Below are 22,489 nucleotides of genomic sequence, written 5' to 3'. Positions count from 1 at the left end.
CCCGGCCCCCTTTCGGCGCGCCAGAACCTTCGGGGGCGCGCCGTTTTCACGTCGCGAGGCCCTCAGGCCGCGGCGCAAATCCCACAAGGCATGCAATACAAAGGACAAGGCCCGTGGAGGATTTCAAGGTCGCCATCTCCGACCCCGGAGAGATCGGACGCAAGGACCAGAACCGGGGCGACAGGTTCATCGTGCACCTGTCCAATCTCTTCGCCTGGCTCTTTCCCATTCTCATGCTCGCAATCTGCGCGCAGGTGGTGTTGCGCCAGATGGGCCACAACCAGGCCTGGCTCGATGACCTGCAATGGTGGCTCTACGGCGTCGCCGTGCTGATCGGCATCGCCTATGCGGTGACCACCGGCAGCCACGTGCGGGTCGACATCTTCTACGACAACTTCGCCAAGAAGAAGCGGCTGATCATCGACATCATCGCGCTGGTCTGGCTGTTCTTCCCCTTCATCCTGCTGTGCTGGGACGTGACGCTGGACTACGCGCTCACCGCCATCATCGCCGACGAGGGCTCGTCGAGCCCCAACGGCCTGCACAACCTGTGGATCCTGAAGTCGCTGATGAACCTCAGCTTCATCGTGATCATGGTGGCGATCTGGTCGGCCTACGTGCGGCACCTGTCGCAGCTCACCCGGCCGCTGCTCTGGAAGCAGCTGCTCTTCGCCCTGCCGTCCACCGTCTTCGGGATCCAGCTGATCATCTGGTACGCCTGCGTCGGCTGGCTCATGGTGACCGACCCCGAGGTGGACAGCATCCGCACCGCGACCCGCGCGGCGATCTTCGACGATCTGGAGTTCGGCCCGTGGGAAATGAAGAAGACCATTGCCTTGGCGCTTGTTGCCTCGGTGATCGTGATTGTTGTGGCGCGGCTCTTCGCGCGTAAGGAGCGCTGAGATGCTGCACTTCCTCGGCCAATTCCTGACGCTGAACGAGATCGCCGTCGCGGCGATGTTCCTGACCTTCATCTACATGCTGTTCCGCGGCATTCCCGTTGCCATGTCGCTGGTCGGCGTGAGCCTGATCTTCGTGATCCTGTCGCAGATCCTGCTCGACCCGTTCCGCGCCGAGTTCAAGGACGTGATCGAGTTCGACCGCATCGGCCTCGAGTACAACCGGCTTCTGGCGCTGTCGGGTCGTCTCTTCGGCAATATCGTCAACAACCCGGTGCTCGTGGCGCTGCCGATGTTCATCTACATGGGTCTCATGCTCGACCAGTCGGGCGTGGCGCAGCGGATGATGCACGCCATGCAGAAGCTCTTCGGCTCGTTGCGCGGGGGGCTCTCGCTGACCGTGCTGCTGATCGGCATCATCCTCGCCGCCTCGACCGGGGTGATCGGAGCCTCGGTGACGCTGCTCGGGGTGATGGCATTGCCGGCGATGATGGCGCAGAACTACTCCAAGCCCATCGCGACGGGGACCATCGCCAGCGCCGGCACGCTGGGCATCCTGATCCCGCCGTCGATCATGCTGGTGATCATGTCGGACCAGCTGGCGATCTCGCTCGGGGACCTGTTCATGGGGGCGCTCTTCCCGGGGCTCATCCTCGGCGCGCTCTACATCGTCTTCATCGTGATCTACGGCTTCATCTCGCCCTCTTCGATGCCGGCGCCGGAGAAGTCCGGAAAGGTGGGCATGGAAGAGGTCAAGGAGGTGCTGCTTGCCGTAGTGCCGCCGATGTTCCTGATCCTGCTGGTGCTCGGCTCGATCTTCGTCGGCATCGCCACCCCGACCGAAGCCTCCGGGCTTGGCGCGCTCGGCGCGACGATCCTGGCGCTGGTCAATCGCAAGCTCGACTGGAAGGTGTTCCGCGAGGTGGCGCGCTCGACGCTCAACACCGCGGGCTACATCACCGGCATCTTCCTGGCGGCGAACTTCTTCGCCTTCGTACTGCGCCGCTTCGGCGGGGACGAGATCGTGCAGCACCTGGTGCTCTCGGCCTTCGACAACCCCTACCTGACGATCGCCTTCATCCTGTTCATCGTCTTCTGCCTCGGCTTCCTGCTCGACTGGATCGAGATCACCATCATCATCATGCCGCTGATGCTGCCGATCATCCAGGGGCTCGAGCTGGCGGTGCCAGGCTTCGACCAGGTGCGCGACCCGCAGGTGGTCTGGTTCGCCATTCTCGTGGCGGTAACCCTGCAGACCTCGTTCCTGACACCACCGGTGGGCTTTGCGCTCTTCTACCTCAAGGGCGTCTGCCCGCCGGGCGTGAACCTCGGGCACATCTACAAGGGCATCATTCCCTTCGTGGTGCTGCAGCTTCTGGGCCTCTTCATCGTCTTCGAGTTCCCGGCGCTGACCACCTGGCTGCCCGCCATGGCCTACGGGGAATGACCCGGACCTGAGACACCGGCCCCGGCGCCCTTGCGCGGCGGGGCCATCAAAGGCATGTAGGCGCGGCGAGAAGACCCCGGGAGATCCCGCATGAGCCGCCCAGAGAAGCCCCAGTTCAAGACCTGCATCGTCACCTCCGACTACCATGTGCCGGGCGAGACCTTCATCAACCGCCACATCGAGCGCATTTTCGGCGGCGACACCGTGGTGCTCTGCGGCCGCTTCAACGGCAAGAACCCCTACGGCAAGCCGCTGTTCGAGCGCCGCTCCAGGCTGTCGATCTCGGACAGGGTGATCGCCCCGGTGGCGATGGGCTGGAACTCGTTGACCGAGGGCACTGGCCGCCTGCCCTTCGGCGCCAACCGCACAAGGCTGATGGAGTGGCTGCACGACCAGCGCGTCGAGGTGATCCTCGCCGAGTTCGGCACCCAGGCCCTCGTCGTGGCCAAGCTCGCCAACGAGATGAACCTGCCGGTCTTCACCTATTTCCGCGGCACCGATGCCTCGCGCGCACTGACCTCGCCGCAACGGGTCAAGAGCTACCGCAAGATGATGCCGCGCCTCGATGGGGTCTTTTCCGTCTCGCAGTTCCTGCTCGACAACCTCGCGAAACACGGCGTCACCCATCCCAACTCCCACGTTGTGCCCTCGGGCGTCGATGTGCGCCGCTTCGTGCCGGGTGCGAAGGTGCCGGGATCCTGCCTTGCCGTGGGTCGCATGGTCGACAAGAAGGCGCCGCAGATCACCCTGCGCGCCTTTGCCGCCGCCGCCAGAGGCCGCGAGGCCCATCTGACCTTCATCGGGGATGGCCCGCTGCTGGAGCCCTGCAAGGCGCTGGCCGCCGAGCTTGGTGTCGCGGATCAGGTCACATTCACCGGCGCGCTGCCGCATGAGGCGGTGCGCGAGCACCTGCTGACCACCGAGACCTTCCTGCAGCATTCGATCACCGACAAGAACGGCAACACCGAGGGGCTGCCCACCGCCATCCAGGAGGCGCTTGCCGCGGGCTGCATCACCGTCTCGACCCTGCACGCAGGCATCCCCGAGGCGGTGACAGAGGGCGAGACCGGCTTTCTCGTGCCGGAATGGGACGAAGACGGCTTTGCCGGGGCCATCGCCAAGGTGCTCGACCTTCCGGACCGTGCCGCCATGTCTCGCGCCGCCCGCGCCACCGCCGAGGCGAAATTCGACAACGCCGTGCTGCTCGGCAAGGTCGAGGACGAGATCCGCCGGGTTGTCGCACTGCGCGAGGCGCACTGACGGCGGCTTGCATCGTCGCGCGATTCCCGCCATGTTCTGAACAAACGTTCATTTCCGGGGTTGGGAGGCCCCGGAAGCATCGGGAAAGGGAGGCCCCATGGAGTTTGCACCGAGCGAGGAGCAGCAGGCGATCTTCGATATGGCGAAGGCCTTCGGGCAGGAGCATATCGCGCCCTTCGCCCGCGACTGGGAAACGGCGGGCACGATCCCGCGCGATCTCTGGCCGAAGCTGGCAGAACTGGGCTTCGGCGGGCTCTACGTGTCCGAGGACAGCGGCGGCTCGGGGCTGACCCGGCTCGACGCGACGCTGGTCTTCGAGGCCCTCAGCATGGCCTGCCCCTCGGTGGCGGCCTTCCTGTCGATCCACAACATGTGCGCCAAGATGATCGACGCCTACGGCTCGGGTGAGCTCAAGGCACGGGTACTGCCAGGGGCGCTGACGATGGAGAAGGTCCTGTCCTACTGCCTGACCGAGCCGGGCTCCGGCTCGGACGCCGCGGCGCTGCGCACGAAGGCCGAGAAGAGCAACGACAGCTACCGGCTCAATGGCACCAAGGCCTTCATCTCGGGGGGCGGCTATTCGGACGCCTATCTGGTCATGTGCCGCACCGGCGAGGACGGGCCCAGGGGCATCTCGGCGATCCTCGTCGAGGATGGCACGCCGGGGCTCAGCTTCGGCGGGCTCGAGGACAAGATGGGCTGGAAGAGCCAGCCGACCCGGCAGGTGCAGCTCGACGGCTGCGAGGTGCCGCTCGGCAACCTCCTCGGCGAGGAGGGCAAGGGGTTCCGCTATGCCATGGCCGGGCTCGACGGCGGGCGGCTCAATATCTCGGCCTGCTCGCTCGGCGCGGCGCAGGCGGCGCTGGATGCCACGCTGGGCTACATGGCCGAGCGCAAGGCGTTCGGCACCAGCATCGACCAGTTCCAGGCCCTGCAGTTCCGGCTTGCCGACATGGAGATCGAGCTGCAGGCGGCGCGCGTCTTCCTGCGCCAGGCGGCCTGGAAGCTGGACACCGGCGCCGCCGATGCCACCAAGTTCTGCGCCATGGCCAAGAAGTTCGTCACCGAGGCGGGCTCGAAGGTGGTCGACCAGTGCCTGCAGCTTCATGGGGGCTACGGCTATCTGGCGGATTACGGGATCGAGAAGCTGGTGCGGGATCTGCGGGTGCACCAGATCCTCGAGGGCACCAATGAAATCATGCGTTTGATCACCGCGCGCAGCCTGATCGGAAACCGATGACCGATATCCTGACCCGCAAGACCGGCCGCGCCGGCCATATCACCCTCACCCGTCCCAAGGCGCTCAACGCGCTGAGCTGGGAGATGTGCCTCGAGGCCGAAAAGGCGCTCGACGCCTGGGCCGAGGACCCGGAGGTGGCGCTGGTGATCCTCGACGCGACAGGCGAGCGCGCCTTCTGCGCCGGGGGCGACATCGCGGAAATGTACCGACGCGGGCTCGGCGGTGACCTGGACTTCGGCCGCCGCTTCTGGGCCGACGAGTACCGGATGAACGCCAAGCTCGCCGCATACCCCAAGCCTATCGTTGCCTTCATGCATGGGTTCATCATGGGCGGCGGTGTCGGGCTTGGCGGGCATTGTTCGCACCGGGTGGTCGGCGAGAGCGCGCAGGTGGCCATGCCCGAATGCGGCATCGGATTCGTGCCGGACGTGGGCGGCTCCTACCTGCTGGCACGGGCGCCGGGCAGGCTCGGCGCGCATCTCGCGCTGACCGCCGCGCGGATGGGGCCCGGGGATGCGATCCACGCGGGGTTTGCCGATCTCTTCATGCCCGAGGAGAGCTGGCCGCTGGTCAAAGACCGGCTGATCGAGACCGGCGAAGTCTCGGCGCTGGAAGAGGCCGCGCGCCCTGCCCCGGCAAGCCCGATGGCGCAGGCGCAAGCCGAGATTGACGCGCTCTATTCCTCTGGTGACCTCGGGGCGATCGAGGCGGCGCTGGCCTCGGCCGAGAGCGACCTGGCGCAGGCGGCGCTGAAGCAGGTTCGGCGCAATTCGCCGCTCTCGATGGCAGTCACGCTGGCGATGCTGGACCGGCTCGGCCGGGCGCCCGAAGACATCAGGGCGGCGCTGGCGCAGGAGTACCGCGTCGCGCATCGTATCATGCAGCAGGGCGATTTCCTCGAAGGGGTGCGCGCGCAGCTTATCGACAAGGACCGCACTCCGCGCTGGAGCCTGCCGCTCGGCGGCGTGCCGGAGGAGCGGGTTGCGGCACTGCTGGCGCCGCTGGGAGAGGACGAGCTGGCGCTCTGAGCCTATGGCATCGGGCACCGGAGTTTAGGGGAGGAGACAGATATGAAAATCGGCTTTATCGGGCTGGGCAACATGGGCGCGCCCATGGCGGCGAATCTGATCGCGGCAGGCCATGAGGTGACCGGCTTTGACGTGGCGGGGGTAACTGTCCCGGGCGCCGCGCAGGCGGGATCGGCGGCAGAGGCGGCAACGGGCGCCGAGGTGGTGATCACCATGCTGCCCAATGGCGCGATCCTGCGCGACGTGGCGGCGGAAATCCTCCCGGCGATGGCGCCCGGCGCGGTGCTGCTCGATTGCTCGACAGTGGATGTGGAGAGCGCCCGCGCGGTGGCGGAGCGGGCCGCGGCCGCCGGCCTCGGTGCGCTCGACGCGCCGGTCTCGGGCGGCATCGGCGGCGCGGCGGCAGGCACGCTGACCTTCATGGTCGGCGGCTCCGAGGAGGCCTTTGCCACCGCCAAACCGCTCTTTGACATCATGGGGCAGAAGGCCGTGCACTGCGGTCCCTCGGGCAACGGACAGGCGGCGAAGATCTGCAACAACATGATCCTCGGGGTCACCATGATCGCCACCTGCGAGGCCTTTGCGCTGGCCGACAAGCTGGGGCTGTCGCGCGAGGCGATGTTCGACGTGGTCTCCACCTCGTCGGGCTACAGCTGGTCGATGAACGCCTACTGCCCGGCACCCGGGGTTGGCCCGCAATCGCCCGCAGATAATGGCTACAAACCCGGTTTCGCCGCCGAACTGATGCTCAAGGATCTTGGCCTGTCGCAGCAGGCGGCGGAGGCGGCGGATGCCGACACGCCCATGGGCGCGCGGGCGTTGGAGCTCTACAGGGCCTTCGTCGAGGACGAGGACGGTCGCGGCCGGGATTTCTCGGCCATGCTGCCGCGGTTCGAGGCGCGCGGGCGCGATTGAGAGGTGGCGCTCGAGGGGGCGCTGCCCCCTCGGCCTGCGGCCTCACCCCCGGGATATTTGCACCTAGAAGAAGATGGGGGATCATCCGGGGGCGGCGCGCTTGGGGTGTTTCGGGGGGAGCCGAAATGCTTTATTTCTGGGCTGGAGCCTGTCGCCAAGCCGCGTCCTGCCTGTTATGAGGCGGCAAAGGACGGACTTTTCATGACCACGCTTGACATATTTTCTGACCCGATCTGCCCCTGGTGCTACATTGGCAAGGGCCTTCTGGACCGCGCGCTGCTGGAGCAGCCGGACCATCCCTTCACCATCCGCTGGCGTCCCTTCATGCTGAACCCGGAAATGCCCGTGGGGGGGCATGGACCGCCGCGCCTATCTCGAGGCGAAATTCGGCGGTAAGGAGGGTGCAGTGCAGGCCTATATGCCCGTCGCCGGCAGGGCCGCGGACGCCGGGCTCGAGATCAATCTCGACAAGATCAAGACCACGCCCTCGACGATTGACGCGCATCGGCTCATTCATTGGGCGGGGGTCGAAGGCGTGCAGACGGCGGTCGTTTCCGCGCTGTTCCGCGCTTATTTCGTTGACGGGCGCGACATCGGCGAGGCCGAGGTTCTGGCGGATATCGCCGACAGCTCCGGCATGGACGGCTCGGTTGTTCAGCGGCTGCTGGCTTCCGACGCCGACCGGCGTGAAATCCAGGAGATGGACGCCTCGGCTCGCGGTATGGGGGTGCAGGCGGTGCCGACCTTCGTGGTGGCCGGCCAACATGCGGTGCCCGGCGCCCAGCCGACCGAGCTTTGGCTGCGGGTGATCGAGGAAATTCGCGCCCAGGTCTGAGCGGGCCCGCGGCAACCACGGCGGGCTCTTGCCTACGCCTGTGCGTGGGGCGCGGGCGCTCTGTGCGGGGATCGGGTCGCGCGGCGGGTTCCGCTACGCCACATTTGCCGCTAGGTCAGAGCGGAACGCCCCTCTCCTCCCTCCCCTCGCGTCCCCCGGGGCCGCGGGGGTTTTCTGTCGAGACCTTGATGACCATGACCTCCTCCGATCCCGCAGCCGCGCCGCGCGCGTCCAAGGGCCCCGGCCGCTTTGAATTCATCGCCCTGCTTGCGGCCATGTTCGCGACCATCGCCTTTTCTGTTGATGCGATGCTGCCCGCCCTGCCGCAGATCGGCGAGGAGCTTACGCCGGACGATCTCAACCGGGCGCAGCTGGTGGTGACCAGCTTCGTCTTCGGCATGGGGATCGGCACGCTGTTCACCGGGCCGCTGTCCGACACATTTGGGCGCAAACCGGTGATCCTTGGCGGCATCGCCATCTATATCGTCGCGGCTCTGCTCGCCGCGGGCGAGGACACGCTGGAGCTGGTTCTGGCAGCGCGCATGTTGCAGGGGCTCGGCGCGGCCGGGCCGCGGGTCGTGGCGCTGGCCATCGTGCGCGACGTCTATGCCGGGCGCGGAATGGCGCAGATCATGTCCTTCGTAATGATGGTCTTCACCCTGTTTCCAGCCGTCGCGCCGAGCATCGGCACGCTGATCATCGCCGTGGCAGGTTGGCGCGGGGTCTTTCTTGCCTTTGTCGTCTTCGCCTCGGTCATCGCCCTCTGGATGACGATGCGCCTGCCCGAGACGCTGCCGCGCGAGCGTCGCCGGCCGTTCCGCGCCGGCCCGCTCTGGGCCGCGACCAAGGAGCTGATGGCTCACCCGGTGGTCCAGGTGTCGATCGGCGTGCAGGCGCTGGTGGCGGCCTGCATGTTCTCGATGATCTCCTCGGTGCAGCAGATCTACGACGTCAGCTATGGCCAAGGGACCTATTTCCCGCTCTGGTTCGGCGGGGCGGCGGTCTTTTCGGCCTCGGCCAGCTTCGTCAACGCCAAGCTCGTGGGGCGCCTTGGGATGCGGCGGATCGTGACCGCGGTCCTGCTGATGCAGATCGTCCTGTCGGGGATCGCGACGCTGATCTTCGCAAGCGGGCTGAGCGGGGCGCCCGGCTTTGCGGTCTTTCTTGTCTGGCAGGTCTCGGTCTTTTTCATGATGGGGCTGACCATGGGCAATGTGAATGCCATCGCCATGGAGCCGGTCGGGCATATCGCCGGGATCGCCTCATCGCTGCTCGGGGCCCTGTCGACGGTGATCGCCGTGGGGCTCGCGGTGCCCGTCGGGTTGATGTTCAACGGAACCCCGCTGCCGCTGGCCTGTGGTGTCTTCATCGAGGTCAGCCTGGCCTTCCTGCTGATGCTGCGCCTCAAGAGGATCGAGGCGCGCGCGGGTCGCTGAGGTCGCGCCCCAGCTCTCAGGCCCGGCGCCGTGTTTGCGCCGGGGCGCTGTCGCTTGCCGAGAGCCGGAACACCGCCATGTCACGGGCCAGATCGCGGGCGTGACCGCGCAGGCGCAGGCCCATGGCCGCCATCTCCTCGCTCAGGGCGGCGCTTTCCTGGGTCTGGCTGTCGAGGCGCGAAACGGCCTCGGAGAGCGTCGCGAGCCGCTCCGACTGGCCCTTGGCATCATCGCGGATCTCGGAGATCATGTTGCTCACCGTGCTGATCGCGGTGACGATGGTCGAGAGCCGCCCGCCAGCCTCGTTCACCAGTTTCGCCCCTTCGGACACCTGCTCCTCGCTGTCGAGGATCAGCTTTTTCACGCCGGCCGCGGCTTCGGAAGTGCGCTGCGCGAGTTGACGGACCTCCGAGGCGACCACGGCGAAACCCTTGCCGGACTCCCCGGCGCGGGCAGCCTCGACTCCGGCGTTCAGGGCGAGCAGGTTGGTCTGGAAGGAAATGTCGTCGATAAGGTCGATGATCTTGCCCACCTCGGAGGAGCTCTGCTCGATGAGCTGCATGGCGGCGATGGCGCGATCGGTGACTGTGCCGCCTTCTTCCGCGCTGTCCCGCGCCAGCCGGGCCTGTTCCGAGAGCTCGCCCGCGCGGGACGCCGTACCGCGCAGGGCACCGGTGACATCGGCCATGCCATTGGCGGCGGTGCTGAGTTCCTGCGCCTGCCGCTCGCTGCGCAGCGACAGATCGCCGGTGACCTGCTCGAGCGCCCCGGCCTCTTCATCGACCCCTTCGGCGGTGCGCCGCGCGCTGCCGAGCGCGTCCTGCAACTGCGAAAGCGCGCGGTTGAAATCCTGCCTGAGGGCTTCGAAGACCCCCTCCATTGGCTCGTTCAGGGCGCAATCGAGATCCCTCTCCGCGAGCGCGTGGAAATGCTTGGAGAACCGCGCGACGAGGTCCTGTGTGAGCTGCGCGGTGGCCTCGGCCCGCACCTGAGCCTCGGCCGCGCGGTGGCTTTCGTCGGCGAGGCGTTCGGCGCTTTCGGCGAGCCGTTGGCGGCCCGCGTTCCGCTGCAGGATCGCCAGGGTCAGGATCAGCCCTTCCATAATGACGATACCACCGTGCAGCAGCACCCGCATGAGGTTCTCGAGGAGGTCGGTCGAGGGAAAGACCAGCGCGGGCATGAGCAGCACGAGACCGAGATGCTGGATGGCGACCAGCAGGCAGCCAAAAAGCAGCACGCGGACGCGGCCGAGGATCGACAGCCCTGCGAGCATCACGAAGTAGATCATATGCGTGTCGAGCTGCCAGGGGTGCAGCCGGTAGGCGGCGGTTAGGACCGCCGCCTCGGCGACGACAACAGCGGCGAGCACGTAGTCGGTCAGCCCTCTCTGCAGCCGCATCGCGGCCCCGGCGATCGCCAGCAGCACGACGGCGACGCCCGTGCTCGGCATCATGACCCGGCCGAGGTAGAGATCGGTGACCACGAAAATCGGGAGCAGCATGATCCCGAGCAGAAACAGCATGGTTCGCTCCGACAGGGCGCGTACGCGCGCCTGCAGGGCGGAGGAGAGGGAATTCAGGGCCCTGATCGTCATGGCCGGACTCCGCAGATGGTGGCCAGCGCGCCGGCATCCCGCGCGGCCCAGGCGCCAAGGTCCCGAAGCCGGTCCACGGGGGCCGGGCCGTCGAAGCTGGCGAATGTTCCGAAGGGGGCCGAGACCGGGCCGATCTGCCGGCCCCCGGCCCTTGTCACGAGCGCCGCGGCGCCCTGACCCCAGGGCGGTGCGATGACCAGGACGACGCCCGAGAGCGCCCCGGGCAGCGATACGGAAAGTGCCCCCTGCGGCGCGGTCCCAGTGCCGAAGATCGCGAAGAGCCCGGCGCCAAAGAGGATACAGAGCACGAGTGCCAGCAGGAGCGCGGTCATGAAATCCTCAGCTTTCTGTCTCATGACGCCTCTATAGGCGGCGAAGGTTTTCGATTTTGCTAATCGAGCAGGGAAAATACGACGAAGTGAACGACGTGGCGGTATACGGTTGCATACCAACCTTTCCACACCGCGGGAAACGCGCTACATGCGGCGCAGCCGACTCAGCCAGCGAAAGGGACACCCATGTCGAAGATCAAGGTCGAGAACCCCATCGTCGAAATGGACGGGGACGAGATGACCCGGATCATCTGGGACTTCATCAAGAAGAAACTGATCCTGCCCTACCTCGACGTCGATCTGCTCTACTACGATCTCGGGATCGAGGAGCGGGACCGCACCGAGGACCAGATCACCATCGATGCGGCGGAAAAGACCCGCGAGATCGGCGTCGCGGTCAAATGCGCCACGATCACCCCCGACGAGGCGCGGGTCGAGGAATTCGGCCTCAAGAAGATGTGGCGCTCGCCCAACGGCACGATCCGCAACATCCTCGGCGGCGTGGTGTTCCGCCAGCCGATCATCTGCCGCAACGTGCCGCGCCTGGTGCCCGGCTGGACGAGGCCTATCGTCATCGGCCGCCATGCCTTCGGCGACCAGTACAAGGCCACCGATTTCACCTTCCCCGGCGCCGGTACGCTGACGGTGAAATTCGTCGGCGAGGACGGCACGGTGATCGAGAAGGAGGTCTATCAGGCCCCCTCCGCCGGCGTCTACCAGGCGATGTACAACCTCGACAGCTCGATCATCGATTTTGCCCGGGCCTCGTTCAACTATGGCCTCATGATGGGCTGGCCGGTGTACCTGTCGACCAAGACACCATCCTCAAGGCTTATGACGGGCGCTTCAAGGACCTTTTCCAGAAGGTCTTCGAGGAAGAATTCGAGGCCGAGTTCAAGAAGAAGAAAATCTGGTACGAACACCGGCTGATCGACGACATGGTGGCCTGCGCCATGAAGTGGAACGGCGGCTTCGTCTGGGCCTGCAAGAACTACGATGGCGACGTGCAGTCCGACACCGTGGCGCAGGGCTTCGGCTCGCTCGGGCTGATGACCTCGCAGCTGATGACCCCCGATGGCAAGATCGTCGAAGCCGAGGCGGCGCATGGCACGGTCACTCGCCACTACCGCCAGCACCAGGCGGGCCAGGCGACCTCGACCAACTCCATCGCCTCGATCTTCGCCTGGACCGGCGGCCTCAAGCACCGCGCCAAGCTCGATGCCAACGCGCAGCTCATGACCTTCGCCGAGACGCTCGAGAAGGTGGTGGTTCAGACCGTGGAATCGGGCTGGATGACCAAGGACCTCGCGCTGCTTGTCGGGCCGGACCAGAAGTGGCTCACCACCATGGGCTTCCTCGAGAAAGTCGACGAGAACCTCAACAAGGCGCTCGGCACGGTGTAACGCCGGTATCCAAGTGCCTGAAAAATTTGGGCCGGTCCTGAGGGGCCGGCCCTTTTCGTTCCTGCCTCTTTTCCAAGCAACCCTCCCTGCTGACGCTGCGCTGCAGCGAATGCCCTCTTGACCTTGCGCATAAAGGTCAGCATTCCTGTCCCATGCTCCTCCTCGATAGCCCCCCTCCAGATCGCCATACGCTGTGGGAAGACGTCCACGGCATCCTCGTCGGTACGACGCTGGTCGCCCTCGGGATCCAGTTCCTGCGCGCCTCGGGGCTTTTCACCGGACAGATCGCTGGCCTCGCCCTGGTTCTGGGAGAGCCCACGGGGATCCGCTTCGGCCTGCTCTTCTTCCTGCTCAACGCGCCTTTCTACATCCTTGCCGTGAAGCAGCTCGGCTGGCGATTCACCATCAAGAGCTTCATCTCGGTGGTGCTGATGTCGAGCATGGTAGACCTGATGCCCACGGCGATGCACGTCGAGGTCTCGGAGCCGCTGGCCGCCGCGCTCTTCGGGGTCTGCGCCGGGCTCGGGCTGCTCTCGCTCTTCCGCCATGGCGCGACGCTTGGGGGGGGTCGGCATCGTGGCGCTTTGGCTGCAGGACACGCGCGGGATCAAGGCGGGCTACATCCAGCTTGGCTTCGACCTGCTGGTCTTCGCCTCGTCGTTCCTGTTTTTTGCGCCGATGCAGGTGCTTTGGTCGCTGCTGGGAGCGATCATCCTCAACGCGCTCATAGCGATCAACCACCGCCGCGATCGGTACATCGCGCGCTCCTGAGGTTGCATTGGCGCTGGTTCCCGGAACCTCGCGATGGCATGACTGGGTCCGACACAGCACGGCAGGTCCCATGATTTCTTTTGACGTTCCCCGCATTGCCGGAGGCCCCGAATGCCCGCGCTGATGCTGCAGGGCACCGGCTCGAACGTCGGCAAGTCGATGCTGGTCGCCGGGCTCTGCCGCGCGGCGCTGCGCCGGGGGATCAAGGTCGCCCCCTTCAAGCCGCAGAACATGTCGAACAACGCCGCCGTCACGACCGATGGCGGCGAGATCGGCCGGGCGCAGGCGCTGCAGGCGCGGGCCTGCGGGCTCGAGGCGGTGACCGACATGAACCCGGTGTTGCTGAAACCCGAGACCGACATGGGCGCGCAGGTGATCCTGCAGGGCAAGCGCATCGCCACCACGCAAGCGCGCGACTACGGCGGGCTGAGGGAGCGGCTCATGGCGGGCGTGCTGGAGAGCTTCGAGCGCCTGAAGGCGTCGCATGATCTGGTGCTGGTCGAAGGCGCCGGCAGCCCCGCCGAGGTCAACCTGCGCGCCCGCGACATCGCCAACATGGGCTTTGCCCGCGCGGCGGATGTGCCCGTGGTTCTGGCCGGGGACATCGACCGCGGCGGGGTGATCGCGCAGGTGGTGGGCACGCAGGCTGTCATCGCGCCCGACGACGCGGCACTGGTGAAAGGTTTTTTTGATCAACAAGTTCCGTGGCGATCCTCGCCTGTTTGACGATGGCTACGCGCTGATCGCCGAGACCACCGGCTGGCGCGGCTTCGGCGTGCTGCCATGGTTCCGCGACGCGCATCTTCTGCCTGCCGAGGACGCGCTCGACCTGCCGCGCCGCGCGCCGGACGGTGGGCTCAAGGTCGTCTGCCTCGCCCTCTCGCGGATCGCCAATTTCGATGACCTCGACCCGCTGGCGCAGGAGCCGGGCGTGTCGCTTTCCATGATCGGCCCGGGCGAGGTGATCCCCGGCGACACCGACCTCGTGATCCTGCCGGGCAGCAAGTCGACGCGCGGCGATCTCGCCTTCCTGCGGGCGCAGGGCTGGGACGTCGATCTAGCCGCGCACGTGCGGCGCGGCGGGCACGTGCTGGGGATCTGCGGCGGCTACCAGATGCTCGGCCGAAGCATCTCGGACCCCGAAGGCATCGAGGGCCCGGCGGGCAGCGATCCCGGCCTCGGCCTGCTCGAGGTCGACACGGTGATGACTGCCGAGAAGCGCCTCACGCGGGTACGCGCGCAGCATGTCGCCAGCGGCCTGCCGCTGGAGGGCTACGAGATCCACATAGGCCGCACCGAGGGCCCCGACTGCGGCTGCCCCTTCGCGGTCATCGACGGATCACCCGATGGCGCGATTTCCCGCGACGGGCGGATCACCGGCAGCTACCTGCACGGGCTCTTCGCCGATGACGCCTTCCGCGGCACGTGGCTCGAGGGGCTCGGCGTGGCGCGCAGCGACACCCGCTACGAGGCGAAGGTGGAGACGGTGCTCGACACGCTGGCCGACCACATGGAGGCACATCTCGACGTCGAAGGGTTGCTGGCGCTGGCGCGATAGCCTGCGCGGGGCGGGCCCCAAGGAAAAAGCGCCTCCCGGTTTCCCGGAAGGCGCCTCGGGTGCATCGCGTGCATTCACGCCTGCGCGACGGCCCGCTTGGTCAGCACACCTATCAGGTGGGCTCGGTAGGCGGCCGAGCCGTGCAGGTCGGTCATCAGACCGTCCGCCGGCACGGAAAGCCCGTCGAGCGCCGCGGCGGAGAAATCGCCCGAAAGCGCCGCCTCGGCCTCGGTCCAGCGGAACACGCCGTCTTCCGAGGCACCGGTCACCGCAACGCGCACGCCATCGGCGAACTTGGCGACGAACACACCCACCAGCGCAAAGCGCGATGCCGGCTGTTCGAACTTGATGTAGGCGGCCTTCTCGGGGATCGGGAATTGCACCGCGGTGATGATCTCGCCCTCTTCGAGCGCGGTGGTGAACAGCCCTTCGAAGAAGTCGTCCGCGGCGATCTCGCGGTTGCTGGTGACGATCGTCGCGCCCGAGGCCAGCGCCGCGGCCGGGTAGCAGGCCGCCGGGTCGTTGTTGGCAAGGCTGCCGCCGATGGTGCCGCGGTTGCGCACCGCCGGATCACCGATATTTCCGGCCATGGCCGCCAGCGCCGGGTAGCTCGAGGCCACTTCGCGTGCCACGGTGCCATGGGTCGTGCCGCCGCCGATCTTCAAGGTGCCGCCTTCGCTCGACACGCCCTTGATCTCGTCGATGGAGGCAAGGCTTACCAGAACGGCGGGCGCCGCGAGCCGCTGCTTCAGCGAGGGGATCAGCGTCTGCCCGCCCCCGAGCGCCTGCGCCTCTTCCTCGCCGAGCGCGGCAACGGCATCCGCCACGCTCTTGGGTCTTACAACGTCAAAGCTGTACATCGTCGTCCTCCTGCGGAAGGGTCCGGGGCGGTCCGGCGCCCCTCATCCCTTTCATATTTCGTCGAATACTCACCCTCCCCGGCGCAAGATGCAAGCGCCTGCGCCGGGGAAAAGGATCATCCCTGCATGGCCTTCCAGACGCGGTGCGGCGAGACGGGCATGTCGATATGCGCCACGTCATGCCCGGCATGGTTCAATGCATCGAGTACCGCGTTCACCACGGCGGGCGGCGAGCCGATGGCCCCGGCCTCGCCGCAGCCCTTCACCCCAAGCGGGTTGTGGGTGCAGGGCGTCGCGCAGCTGTGGTCCACCATGTAAAAGGGTACGTCCCCGGCCCGCGGCATGGCGTAATCCATGTAGCTTGCCGAGAGGAGCTGGCCGTCGGCATCGTAGATGCAGCTCTCGAGCAGCGCCTGGCCGATGCCCTGGGCGATGCCACCATGCACCTGCCCCTCGACGATCATCGGGTTCACCACGTTGCCGAAATCATCGGCGGCGGCGAAACGCTCGATGGTGACCTTGCCAGTGTCGGGATCGACCTCTACCTCGCAGGCATAGGCTCCGGCGGGATAGGTGAAGTTGGCCGGATCGTAAAAGGCGGTCTCCTCCAGCCCCGGCTCGATCTCGGTGAGCGGGTAGTTGTGCGGCACGTAGGCGGCGAGGGTCACATCGCCCCAGGCCACCGACTTGTCGGTGCCCGCGACGGTGAACATGCCGTCCTTGAGCTCTATATCGCCCTCCGAGGCCTCCATCAGGTGCGCCGCGATCTTCTTGGCCTTGTTGATGATTTTCTCGGTGGCGCGGACCATGGCCGAGCCGCAGACCGCCAGCGAGCGCGAGCCGTAGGTGCCCATGCCGAAGGGGATCTTCGAGGTGTCGCCGTGGACGATGTCGATCATGCTCTCATCGATACCCAGCATGTCTGCGACCACCTGCGGGAAGGCGGTCTCATGCCCCTGCCCGTGGCTGTGCGCGCCCACCATGACCGAGATCGAGCCGGTGGCGTTCACCCGCACCGTCGCCGCATCGTAAAGCCCTGCCCGTGCGCCGAGCTGCCCCACGAGGTTCGACGGCGCGATGCCGCAAGCCTCGATGTAGCAATTGACGCCGAGTCCGCGCAGCTTGCCCTTCGCCTCGCTCTCGGCGCGGCGCGCGGCAAAGCCGGGGACGTCGATCATCTCTTCGAGCTTGTCCATCGTTGCCACGTAGTCGCCGGTGTCATATTCCACCGCCACCGGAGTCGCGTAGGGGAAGCTCTCGATGAAGTTCTGCCGGCGCAGCTTGATCGGATCGACGCCCAGCTCCCGCGCCGCCTTGTCCACCAGCCGCTCGAGCTGGAACGTCGCCTCGGGCCGGCCCGCCCCGCGGTAGGCATCGACCGGCACGGTGTTGGTGAACACCGCCTTCACGTTCACCTGGATCGCCGGGGTCTTGTAGTTCCCCGCCATCAGCGTGCCGTGCAGCCAGGTGGGCACCGATGACGAGAAGGTCGAGAGGTACGCCCCCATGTTGGCCAGCGTGTCGGTGCGCAGCCCGATGAAGTTGTTCTCGGCGTCCAGCGCCAGTTCGATCTTGGTCACGTGATCGCGGCCATGTGCGTCGGACATGAAGGCCTCGGAGCGGGTCGAGGTCCACTTGACCGGCCGGTTGATCTGCCGCGCCGCGAAGGTGACGAAGGCCTCTTCGGCGTAGTGGAAGATCTTGGTGCCGAAGCCGCCTCCGACGTCGGGGGCGACCACGCGCAGCTTGTGCTCGGGGATGCCCAGCACGAAGGCGCCCATCAACAGGCGAATGACGTGCGGGTTCTGCGAGGTGGTGTAGAGCGTGCTCTCGTCATTGGCCCGGGCATATTCGGCCACTGCGACGCGGGGCTCCATCGGGTTGGCGACAAGGCGGTTGTTGACCAGCTCCAGAGTGGTGACATGGGCGGCATCGGCAAAAGCCTTGTCCACCGCCGCCTGGTCGGAGCCGAACTGCCAGTCGTAACAGAGGTTGTCCGTCAGCTCGTCGTGCACCAGTGCCGAGCCGCTCTCCAGCGCGGCGCGCATGTCGACGACGGCCGGTAGCTCCTCGATCTCCAGCTCGATCGCTTCGGCGGCGTCGCGGGCCTGGTCCAGGGTCTCGGCGATCACCGCGCAGATCGGATCGCCGACGTGGCGCACCTTGCCCTGCGCGAGCACCGGATGCGGCGGCTCCTTCATCGGATCGCCGTTCTTGTCGGTCACCTGCCAGCCGCAGGGCAGCCCGCCGATGCCCTCGAAATCTTTGCCGGTGAAGATCCGCACCACGCCGGGCATTGCCTCGGCGGCGCTGGTGTCGATGCTGGTGATCTTCCCATGCGCCACGTCCGAGCGCAGGAAGTGGCAGTAGGTCTGCCCGTAGACGTTGATGTCGTCGGTATATTTCCCGGCCCCGGTCAGGAAGCGCACGTCCTCGCGCCGCTTCTGGGCCGCTCCGATGCCATGATCCTTCGGCATGGGGTCTCCTCCCTGATATGCCGGCGGGCTTGGGCCGCGCCCGGCCCGCCTCGAACTCTCCAGCCGGCGGGGTTCGCTTCCGCCGGTCCTCCCTGTTCCGTCGGCGGCCTCCCAACCGCCACCGGATCGTTCGCAGACTCTATCGTTCGTAGACTGTATCGTTCGCAGATTTTCGTGGATGCGCGGGGTCCCCCAGGGGTCCGCGGTGCCGAGATCACTCGGCGGCGATGGTGCTTACATCCTGCCCGCTGGCTGCCATGATCGCCTTGACGATATTGTGGTAGCCGGTGCAGCGGCAAATGTTGCCCTCGAGATAGTGCCGGATCTCGGCCTCGGTGGGCTTGGGGTTCTCCTTCAGCAGTGTCGCCGCCGACATCACCATGCCCGGCGTGCAGAAGCCGCACTGCAGCCCGTGGTGGTCCTGGAAGGCCTGCTGGATCACGTTGAGCGAGCCGTCGGCATTGGCCTGCCCCTCGATGGTGCCCACCTCGGCGCCGTCGCATTCGGCGGCGAAGATGGTGCAGCCCTTCACGGTCTCGCCGTTGACGTGGATGTTGCAGGCGCCGCATTGCGAGGTGTCACAGCCGACGTGGGTGCCGGTCAGATGCAGCTCGTCGCGCAGGAACTCGGTCATCAGCATGTTGCCCCTGACCTCCTTGCTGACAGCCTTGCCGTTCACCGTCATCGTTACCTTGGTCATACGTTCCCTCCCTGGGATGACTGATCGGTTTTCGGTTGGTTGCACTGTGGCACGGGCGTCAGCCCGAGACCATCCGCTTGAACCATCCCTTTTTCTTGCCCTCTTCACCGGCGTCCCCCTCGGCCACAGGCGCCTCGTCGGCCTCGCTGGGCCCTTCGACGGCGTCCTGCAGGTTGGTGAAGAACTGGTCGGCCATTTTCTTCGCAAAGCCGTCGATGATCCGGCTGCCGAGCTGCGCAAGCTTGCCGCCGACCTTGGCATCGACCTCGTAGGTCAGCTCAGTGCCGCCCTCGACCTCGGCGAAGCGCACGTCCGCTCCGCCCTTGGCGAAGCCCGCGGCACCGCCCTTGCCCTCGCCCGAGAGCGTCACCGCCTCGGGCTCGGTCATGTTCGACAGGCTCACGGTGCCCTTGAAGGTTGCCTTCACCGGGCCGACCTTCTGCACCACCGTGGCCTCGAACCCCTTTTCGGGCGTGCCGGTCAGCTCGGTGCAGCCAGGCACGCAGGCCTTCAGCACCTCGGGGTTCAGGATCGCGGCCCAGACCACCTCGCGCGGGGCCTTGATCACCCGTGTATCGCTCATCTGCATGGCTAATGTCCTCTCTGACAGCTCCCAGACTAACAGGAAGTGGCGCCGCGCCTATTAGACCAAAGGCGCAGCCGGTCCCCCCCCCCTCTATGCCCGGTCGCGGCATGACGTGTTCAGTGCGGAGGATCGCGCCGATTTCGCAACTTCGCAACCCCCGTCTGAGGCGGCACGCGCCGGGCATGCCTCCGCAAGCGCGGGAAAAATCCGCGCGGTCGCATTTGGGTGATTGACGTGGGGTCAGACCCATCCGACAACACCCGCATGACCCAGACCTATGACCGCACCGCGCTTTTCACCCTCGCCCGAAACCTGCTGGCCGGCGCTGGCCTGCCGCCCGAGAAGGCCGAGACCGTCGCCGAGCTGCTGATCCAGACCGACGAGATCGGCGTCACCACCCATGGCATATCGATGGTCTCCTACTACCTGCCTGAGCTGGCCAAGGACCTGATGACCAAGGAGGGCGAACATGAGGTGCTGGCCGACAACAGGGTCACCCTGCTCTGGGACGGCAACTACCTGCCCGGCCACTGGGTGATGACCCGCGCGCTCGAGACCTGCATGGCGCGCGCCGCCGAGTATGGCATGGCCGCCATGGCGATCCGCCGCAGCCATCACATCGGCTGCCTCTCGGCGCTGACCCGCATCGCCGCCGAGAAGGGCTACGTGTGCTACATCGCCACCTCCGATCCCTCGGGCCAATGGGTGGCGCCCTACGGAGGCTGCGAGCCGCTGCTCACCCCCAACCCCTGGGCGGTCGGCTACCCGGGCAAGGACCATCCGGTGCTGATCGACACCTGCGCCTCGATCACCACGCTGTCGAAGGTGCGCGAGCACATTAACTCCGGCACCGAATTTGCGCATCCCTGGATGCTGGACGGCGAGGGCCACGCCACCACCGACCCTACCGTCATCAACCAGCAGCCCAAGGGATCGATCCTGCCGGTGGGTGGCGCGGACCACGGTCACAAGGGCTTTGCGATGGGGCTGATGGTCGAGATGTTGACGCAGGCGCTGGCTGGCCATGGCCGGGTCGAGGCGCCGACCCGCTGGGGCGCCAATGTCTTCCTGCAGGTGATGGACCCCGCGGCCTTTGGCGGGCACGAGGCCTTCGTGGCGCAGGTCGCGCATCTGAACGAGGCCTGCCGGGCCAGCCGCCCGATCGATCCCGCGCGCCCCGTGCGCATCCCCGGCGACCGTGCCGCCTCGGCCGCCGAGCGCGCGCGCCGCGAGGGCATCGCCCTGCCCGACGAGGTGCTCACCCGCATCCGCGCCTGCGCTGCCGAAGCCGGTCTGGCCTTCCCCGAGCCCCTCTGAGCCGCGCTCAGCGCCGAGGCGGAATGGCGTAGGTCAGCGAGGCATGGGCGACCGGATCGTCCGAGTGTTCCGAGTAGAGCAGCACGTCGGTCACGCTGAGGCTGCGGCCCATCTTCAGCACCCGCGCCTCGGCCAGCAGGTCGCGCCCGGCCTCGGGCTTGCGCATGAAGTCGATCGAGCAATGGGTGGTCACGGTGAGCGCCTCGCGCCCGATCCGCGCCATGGTCGCCACATAGGCCGCCACATCCGCAAGCGCGAACATCGACGGGCCCGAGACGGTTCCGCCGGGCCGCAGGTGCTGCTCGTCCACGATCAGCCGCATCACCAGCAGCTCCTCGTCCATCCGATCGATGGCAAACATGCCCTCGATCTGCGGAAAGACCTCTCTCAGGAACCCGGTCATCTCCGGAATGGTGAACTGCAGCGCCATGCGACCTCCCGCCTCTTTCGCCCCTCTTCCTTGCTGGCTAGGCTGCCCGCGAGGATGGAGGAGGACAAGATGGCAATTCTGGAACGTCACGACACCGGGCCGGTGGCACACCTGAGGCTGAATGCCCCGGAGCGGCTGAACCCGCTGTCGGATGCGATGCTGGCGGCGCTGCAGGCGCAGATCGACCCGCTCGGCCAGGATCAGACGATCCGCGCCGTGGTCATCTCGGGCGCAGGCAAGGTCTTCTGCGCCGGCCACGACCTGCGCGAGATGCAGGCCGGGCGTCAGGCCGAGGACAAGGGCGCGGGCTATTTCGCCGACCTGTTTGCCCGTTGCGCCAAGGTGATGTCCGGGCTGACCCGCCTGCCCCAGCCGGTGATCGCGCAGGTCCACGGCATCGCTGCCGCCGCCGGCTGCCAACTGGTGGCGAGCTGCGACATGGCCGTGGCCGCCGAGAATGCGCGCTTTGCCGTCAACGGGGTCAACATCGGGCTCTTCTGCTCGACGCCCATGGTGGCGCTGACCCGCAACCTGCCGCGCAAGCAGGCCTTCGAGATGCTCACCACGGGCCGGTTCATCCCCGCAGGCGAAGCGCAGGCCATGGGGCTCATCAACCGCGTGGTCCCCGAAGCCGAGCTTCCCGCCGCGGCGCTGGCGCTGGCGGAAAGCGTCGCCTCGAAGCTGCCGCAGGCGGTGAAGATCGGCAAGCAGGCCTTCTACGCCCAGGCAGAGCTGCCGCTGGAGGAGGCCTATGCGTTGGCCGGACAGGTCATGGTCGAAAATATGCTCGAGCACGACACTGCCGAAGGCATCGCCGCCTTTCTCGACAAGCGCAAGCCCAACTGGAGCACATGAACCTGTGGCGGAAAGCCGCTGATCTCGCCGGGTTTTCGGGAACTCATGCGGCGGAGCCGCGCGTTGTCTGCGTATAACTCCGCACCACGTACAGGAGAGCAGCATGTTGCGTACCCTCACTTTCGCGGCCCTGTCGGCCGCCGTCCTCGTCACTCCCATGGCCGCCAGCGCCGGCAACAAGGGCTGCCCGCCGGGCCTCGCCAAGAAGAACGAGGCCTGCATGCCCCCGGGTCAGTACAAAAAAAGTCCAGCAGGGCCACCATGATCATGACCGTGATCGCGACCGGGATCACGATCGCGACGAGGTCCACATTCACCGCTTCGACCGCGGCGAGCGAATCCGCGACAATTACATCGTGATCCGCGATCCGGGCCGCTACCAGCTCGACCCGCGCCGGACCTACTACAACGTTGACGATTACGTCTACCGCGTCGATCCCGACACCGGCGCGGTCCTGGACATCATCGGCGGCATCGCGCAGCTGGCAAAGTGAGGAGACGCCGGGGGGGCGCTGCCCCCCGGACCCCCAGGGATATTTCCGCCTA

19 protein-coding genes and 3 pseudogenes are annotated in these 22,489 nt (G+C 66.7%); 15 read left to right on the top strand and 7 right to left on the bottom strand.

Features of this window, described 5'->3' with window-relative positions; translation table 11 throughout:
• The first annotated feature begins 113 nt into the window (after positions 1 to 113).
• From CLG85_RS02990 to CLG85_RS02955, 8 genes and pseudogenes are all read left to right on the top strand, one after another.
• Complete coding sequence (locus tag CLG85_RS02990) at positions 114 to 902, top strand: TRAP transporter small permease subunit (protein WP_095883135.1); 789 nt, start codon at positions 114 to 116, stop codon at positions 900 to 902.
• Between the two features lies 1 nt (position 903).
• Positions 904 to 2,346, top strand: a complete 1,443-nt coding sequence (locus CLG85_RS02985; RefSeq protein WP_095883136.1) for a TRAP transporter large permease — start codon at positions 904 to 906, stop codon at positions 2,344 to 2,346.
• Positions 2,347 to 2,436: 90 nt separating this feature from the next.
• Positions 2,437 to 3,606, top strand: coding sequence for a glycosyltransferase (locus CLG85_RS02980; protein WP_095883137.1), 1,170 nt, complete (start codon positions 2,437 to 2,439; stop codon positions 3,604 to 3,606).
• 97 nt (positions 3,607 to 3,703) lie between these two features.
• Positions 3,704 to 4,846, top strand: coding sequence for an acyl-CoA dehydrogenase family protein (locus tag CLG85_RS02975; RefSeq protein ID WP_095883138.1), 1,143 nt, complete (start codon positions 3,704 to 3,706; stop codon positions 4,844 to 4,846).
• Positions 4,843 to 5,874 carry an enoyl-CoA hydratase/isomerase family protein gene (locus CLG85_RS02970; protein WP_095883139.1) on the top strand — a complete coding sequence of 344 codons (1,032 nt, stop codon included), beginning with the start codon at positions 4,843 to 4,845 and terminating at the stop codon, positions 5,872 to 5,874. The genes CLG85_RS02975 and CLG85_RS02970 overlap by 4 nt, the downstream gene beginning before the upstream one ends.
• Before the next feature lie 42 nt (positions 5,875 to 5,916).
• Entirely contained in the window at positions 5,917 to 6,789 is an 873-nt protein-coding gene (gene mmsB, locus CLG85_RS02965) for a 3-hydroxyisobutyrate dehydrogenase (protein WP_224850000.1), read from the top strand.
• A gap of 201 nt (positions 6,790 to 6,990) precedes the next feature.
• Positions 6,991 to 7,624: pseudogene (locus CLG85_RS02960) on the top strand (DsbA family oxidoreductase).
• Between the two features lie 194 nt (positions 7,625 to 7,818).
• Positions 7,819 to 9,060 carry a multidrug effflux MFS transporter gene (locus CLG85_RS02955; RefSeq protein WP_095881266.1) on the top strand — a complete coding sequence of 414 codons (1,242 nt, stop codon included), beginning with the start codon at positions 7,819 to 7,821 and terminating at the stop codon, positions 9,058 to 9,060.
• Positions 9,061 to 9,076: 16 nt separating this feature from the next.
• Here the strand turns inward: CLG85_RS02955 and CLG85_RS02950 are convergent, their stop codons facing one another.
• Positions 9,077 to 10,582: a methyl-accepting chemotaxis protein gene (locus tag CLG85_RS02950; protein WP_235865326.1), complete on the bottom strand. Its 1,506-nt coding sequence runs from the start codon at positions 10,580 to 10,582 to the stop codon at positions 9,077 to 9,079.
• 68 nt (positions 10,583 to 10,650) lie between these two features.
• A complete protein-coding gene (locus CLG85_RS02945; RefSeq protein WP_095881263.1) occupies positions 10,651 to 11,010 on the bottom strand; it encodes a hypothetical protein in 360 nt (119 codons plus the stop codon).
• 162 nt (positions 11,011 to 11,172) lie between these two features.
• Between CLG85_RS02945 and CLG85_RS02940 the strand changes: the two are divergent.
• The 3 genes and pseudogenes from CLG85_RS02940 to CLG85_RS02925 all read left to right on the top strand — a co-directional run bounded on the left by CLG85_RS02940 (position 11,173) and on the right by CLG85_RS02925 (position 14,718).
• Positions 11,173 to 12,389: pseudogene (locus CLG85_RS02940) on the top strand (NADP-dependent isocitrate dehydrogenase).
• Between the two features lie 152 nt (positions 12,390 to 12,541).
• Positions 12,542 to 13,234 carry a YitT family protein gene (locus tag CLG85_RS27995; protein WP_446323471.1) on the top strand — a complete coding sequence of 231 codons (693 nt, stop codon included), beginning with the start codon at positions 12,542 to 12,544 and terminating at the stop codon, positions 13,232 to 13,234.
• A 37-nt stretch (positions 13,235 to 13,271) separates the two neighbouring features.
• Positions 13,272 to 14,718 (top strand): annotated as a pseudogene (locus CLG85_RS02925) (cobyric acid synthase).
• 74 nt (positions 14,719 to 14,792) lie between these two features.
• Here CLG85_RS02925 and CLG85_RS02920 read toward each other — a convergent pair.
• The 4 genes from CLG85_RS02920 to CLG85_RS02905 all read right to left on the bottom strand — a co-directional run bounded on the left by CLG85_RS02920 (position 14,793) and on the right by CLG85_RS02905 (position 19,344).
• Positions 14,793 to 15,578, bottom strand: a complete 786-nt coding sequence (locus CLG85_RS02920; protein WP_095881259.1) for an FAD binding domain-containing protein — start codon at positions 15,576 to 15,578, stop codon at positions 14,793 to 14,795.
• A 116-nt stretch (positions 15,579 to 15,694) separates the two neighbouring features.
• Positions 15,695 to 18,055 (bottom strand): xanthine dehydrogenase family protein molybdopterin-binding subunit, encoded by a 2,361-nt coding sequence (locus CLG85_RS02915; protein WP_095881258.1) that lies wholly within the window; start codon positions 18,053 to 18,055, stop codon positions 15,695 to 15,697.
• Between the two features lie 214 nt (positions 18,056 to 18,269).
• Positions 18,270 to 18,755, bottom strand: coding sequence for a (2Fe-2S)-binding protein (locus CLG85_RS02910; RefSeq protein ID WP_095881257.1), 486 nt, complete (start codon positions 18,753 to 18,755; stop codon positions 18,270 to 18,272).
• A 58-nt stretch (positions 18,756 to 18,813) separates the two neighbouring features.
• On the bottom strand, positions 18,814 to 19,344 hold the full coding sequence (locus CLG85_RS02905; RefSeq protein WP_095881256.1) for an SRPBCC family protein: 531 nt from the start codon (positions 19,342 to 19,344) through the stop codon (positions 18,814 to 18,816).
• 261 nt (positions 19,345 to 19,605) lie between these two features.
• Between CLG85_RS02905 and CLG85_RS02900 the strand changes: the two genes are divergently transcribed.
• Positions 19,606 to 20,658 carry an Ldh family oxidoreductase gene (locus CLG85_RS02900; RefSeq protein WP_260348409.1) on the top strand — a complete coding sequence of 351 codons (1,053 nt, stop codon included), beginning with the start codon at positions 19,606 to 19,608 and terminating at the stop codon, positions 20,656 to 20,658.
• A gap of 7 nt (positions 20,659 to 20,665) precedes the next feature.
• Here the strand turns inward: CLG85_RS02900 and CLG85_RS02895 are convergent, their stop codons facing one another.
• A complete protein-coding gene (locus tag CLG85_RS02895; RefSeq protein ID WP_095881579.1) occupies positions 20,666 to 21,088 on the bottom strand; it encodes a PaaI family thioesterase in 423 nt (140 codons plus the stop codon).
• 54 nt (positions 21,089 to 21,142) lie between these two features.
• Between CLG85_RS02895 and CLG85_RS02890 the strand changes: the two genes are divergently transcribed.
• The 3 genes from CLG85_RS02890 to CLG85_RS02880 all read left to right on the top strand — a co-directional run bounded on the left by CLG85_RS02890 (position 21,143) and on the right by CLG85_RS02880 (position 22,437).
• A complete protein-coding gene (locus CLG85_RS02890; RefSeq protein ID WP_260348408.1) occupies positions 21,143 to 21,943 on the top strand; it encodes an enoyl-CoA hydratase in 801 nt (266 codons plus the stop codon).
• 103 nt (positions 21,944 to 22,046) lie between these two features.
• Positions 22,047 to 22,208, top strand: a complete 162-nt coding sequence (locus tag CLG85_RS02885) for a hypothetical protein (protein ID WP_260348407.1) — start codon at positions 22,047 to 22,049, stop codon at positions 22,206 to 22,208.
• A 91-nt stretch (positions 22,209 to 22,299) separates the two neighbouring features.
• Positions 22,300 to 22,437, top strand: coding sequence for a hypothetical protein (locus tag CLG85_RS02880; protein ID WP_260348406.1), 138 nt, complete (start codon positions 22,300 to 22,302; stop codon positions 22,435 to 22,437).
• The last annotated feature ends 52 nt before the right edge of the window (positions 22,438 to 22,489 follow it).

The sequence above is a fragment of the Alloyangia mangrovi genome (genome assembly GCF_002300555.2).
Lineage (GTDB): Bacteria > Pseudomonadota > Alphaproteobacteria > Rhodobacterales > Rhodobacteraceae > Salipiger > Salipiger mangrovi.
The sequence above is the reverse complement of the archived record's forward strand: the minus strand, read 5'-3'. Positions and strand labels throughout refer to the sequence as shown.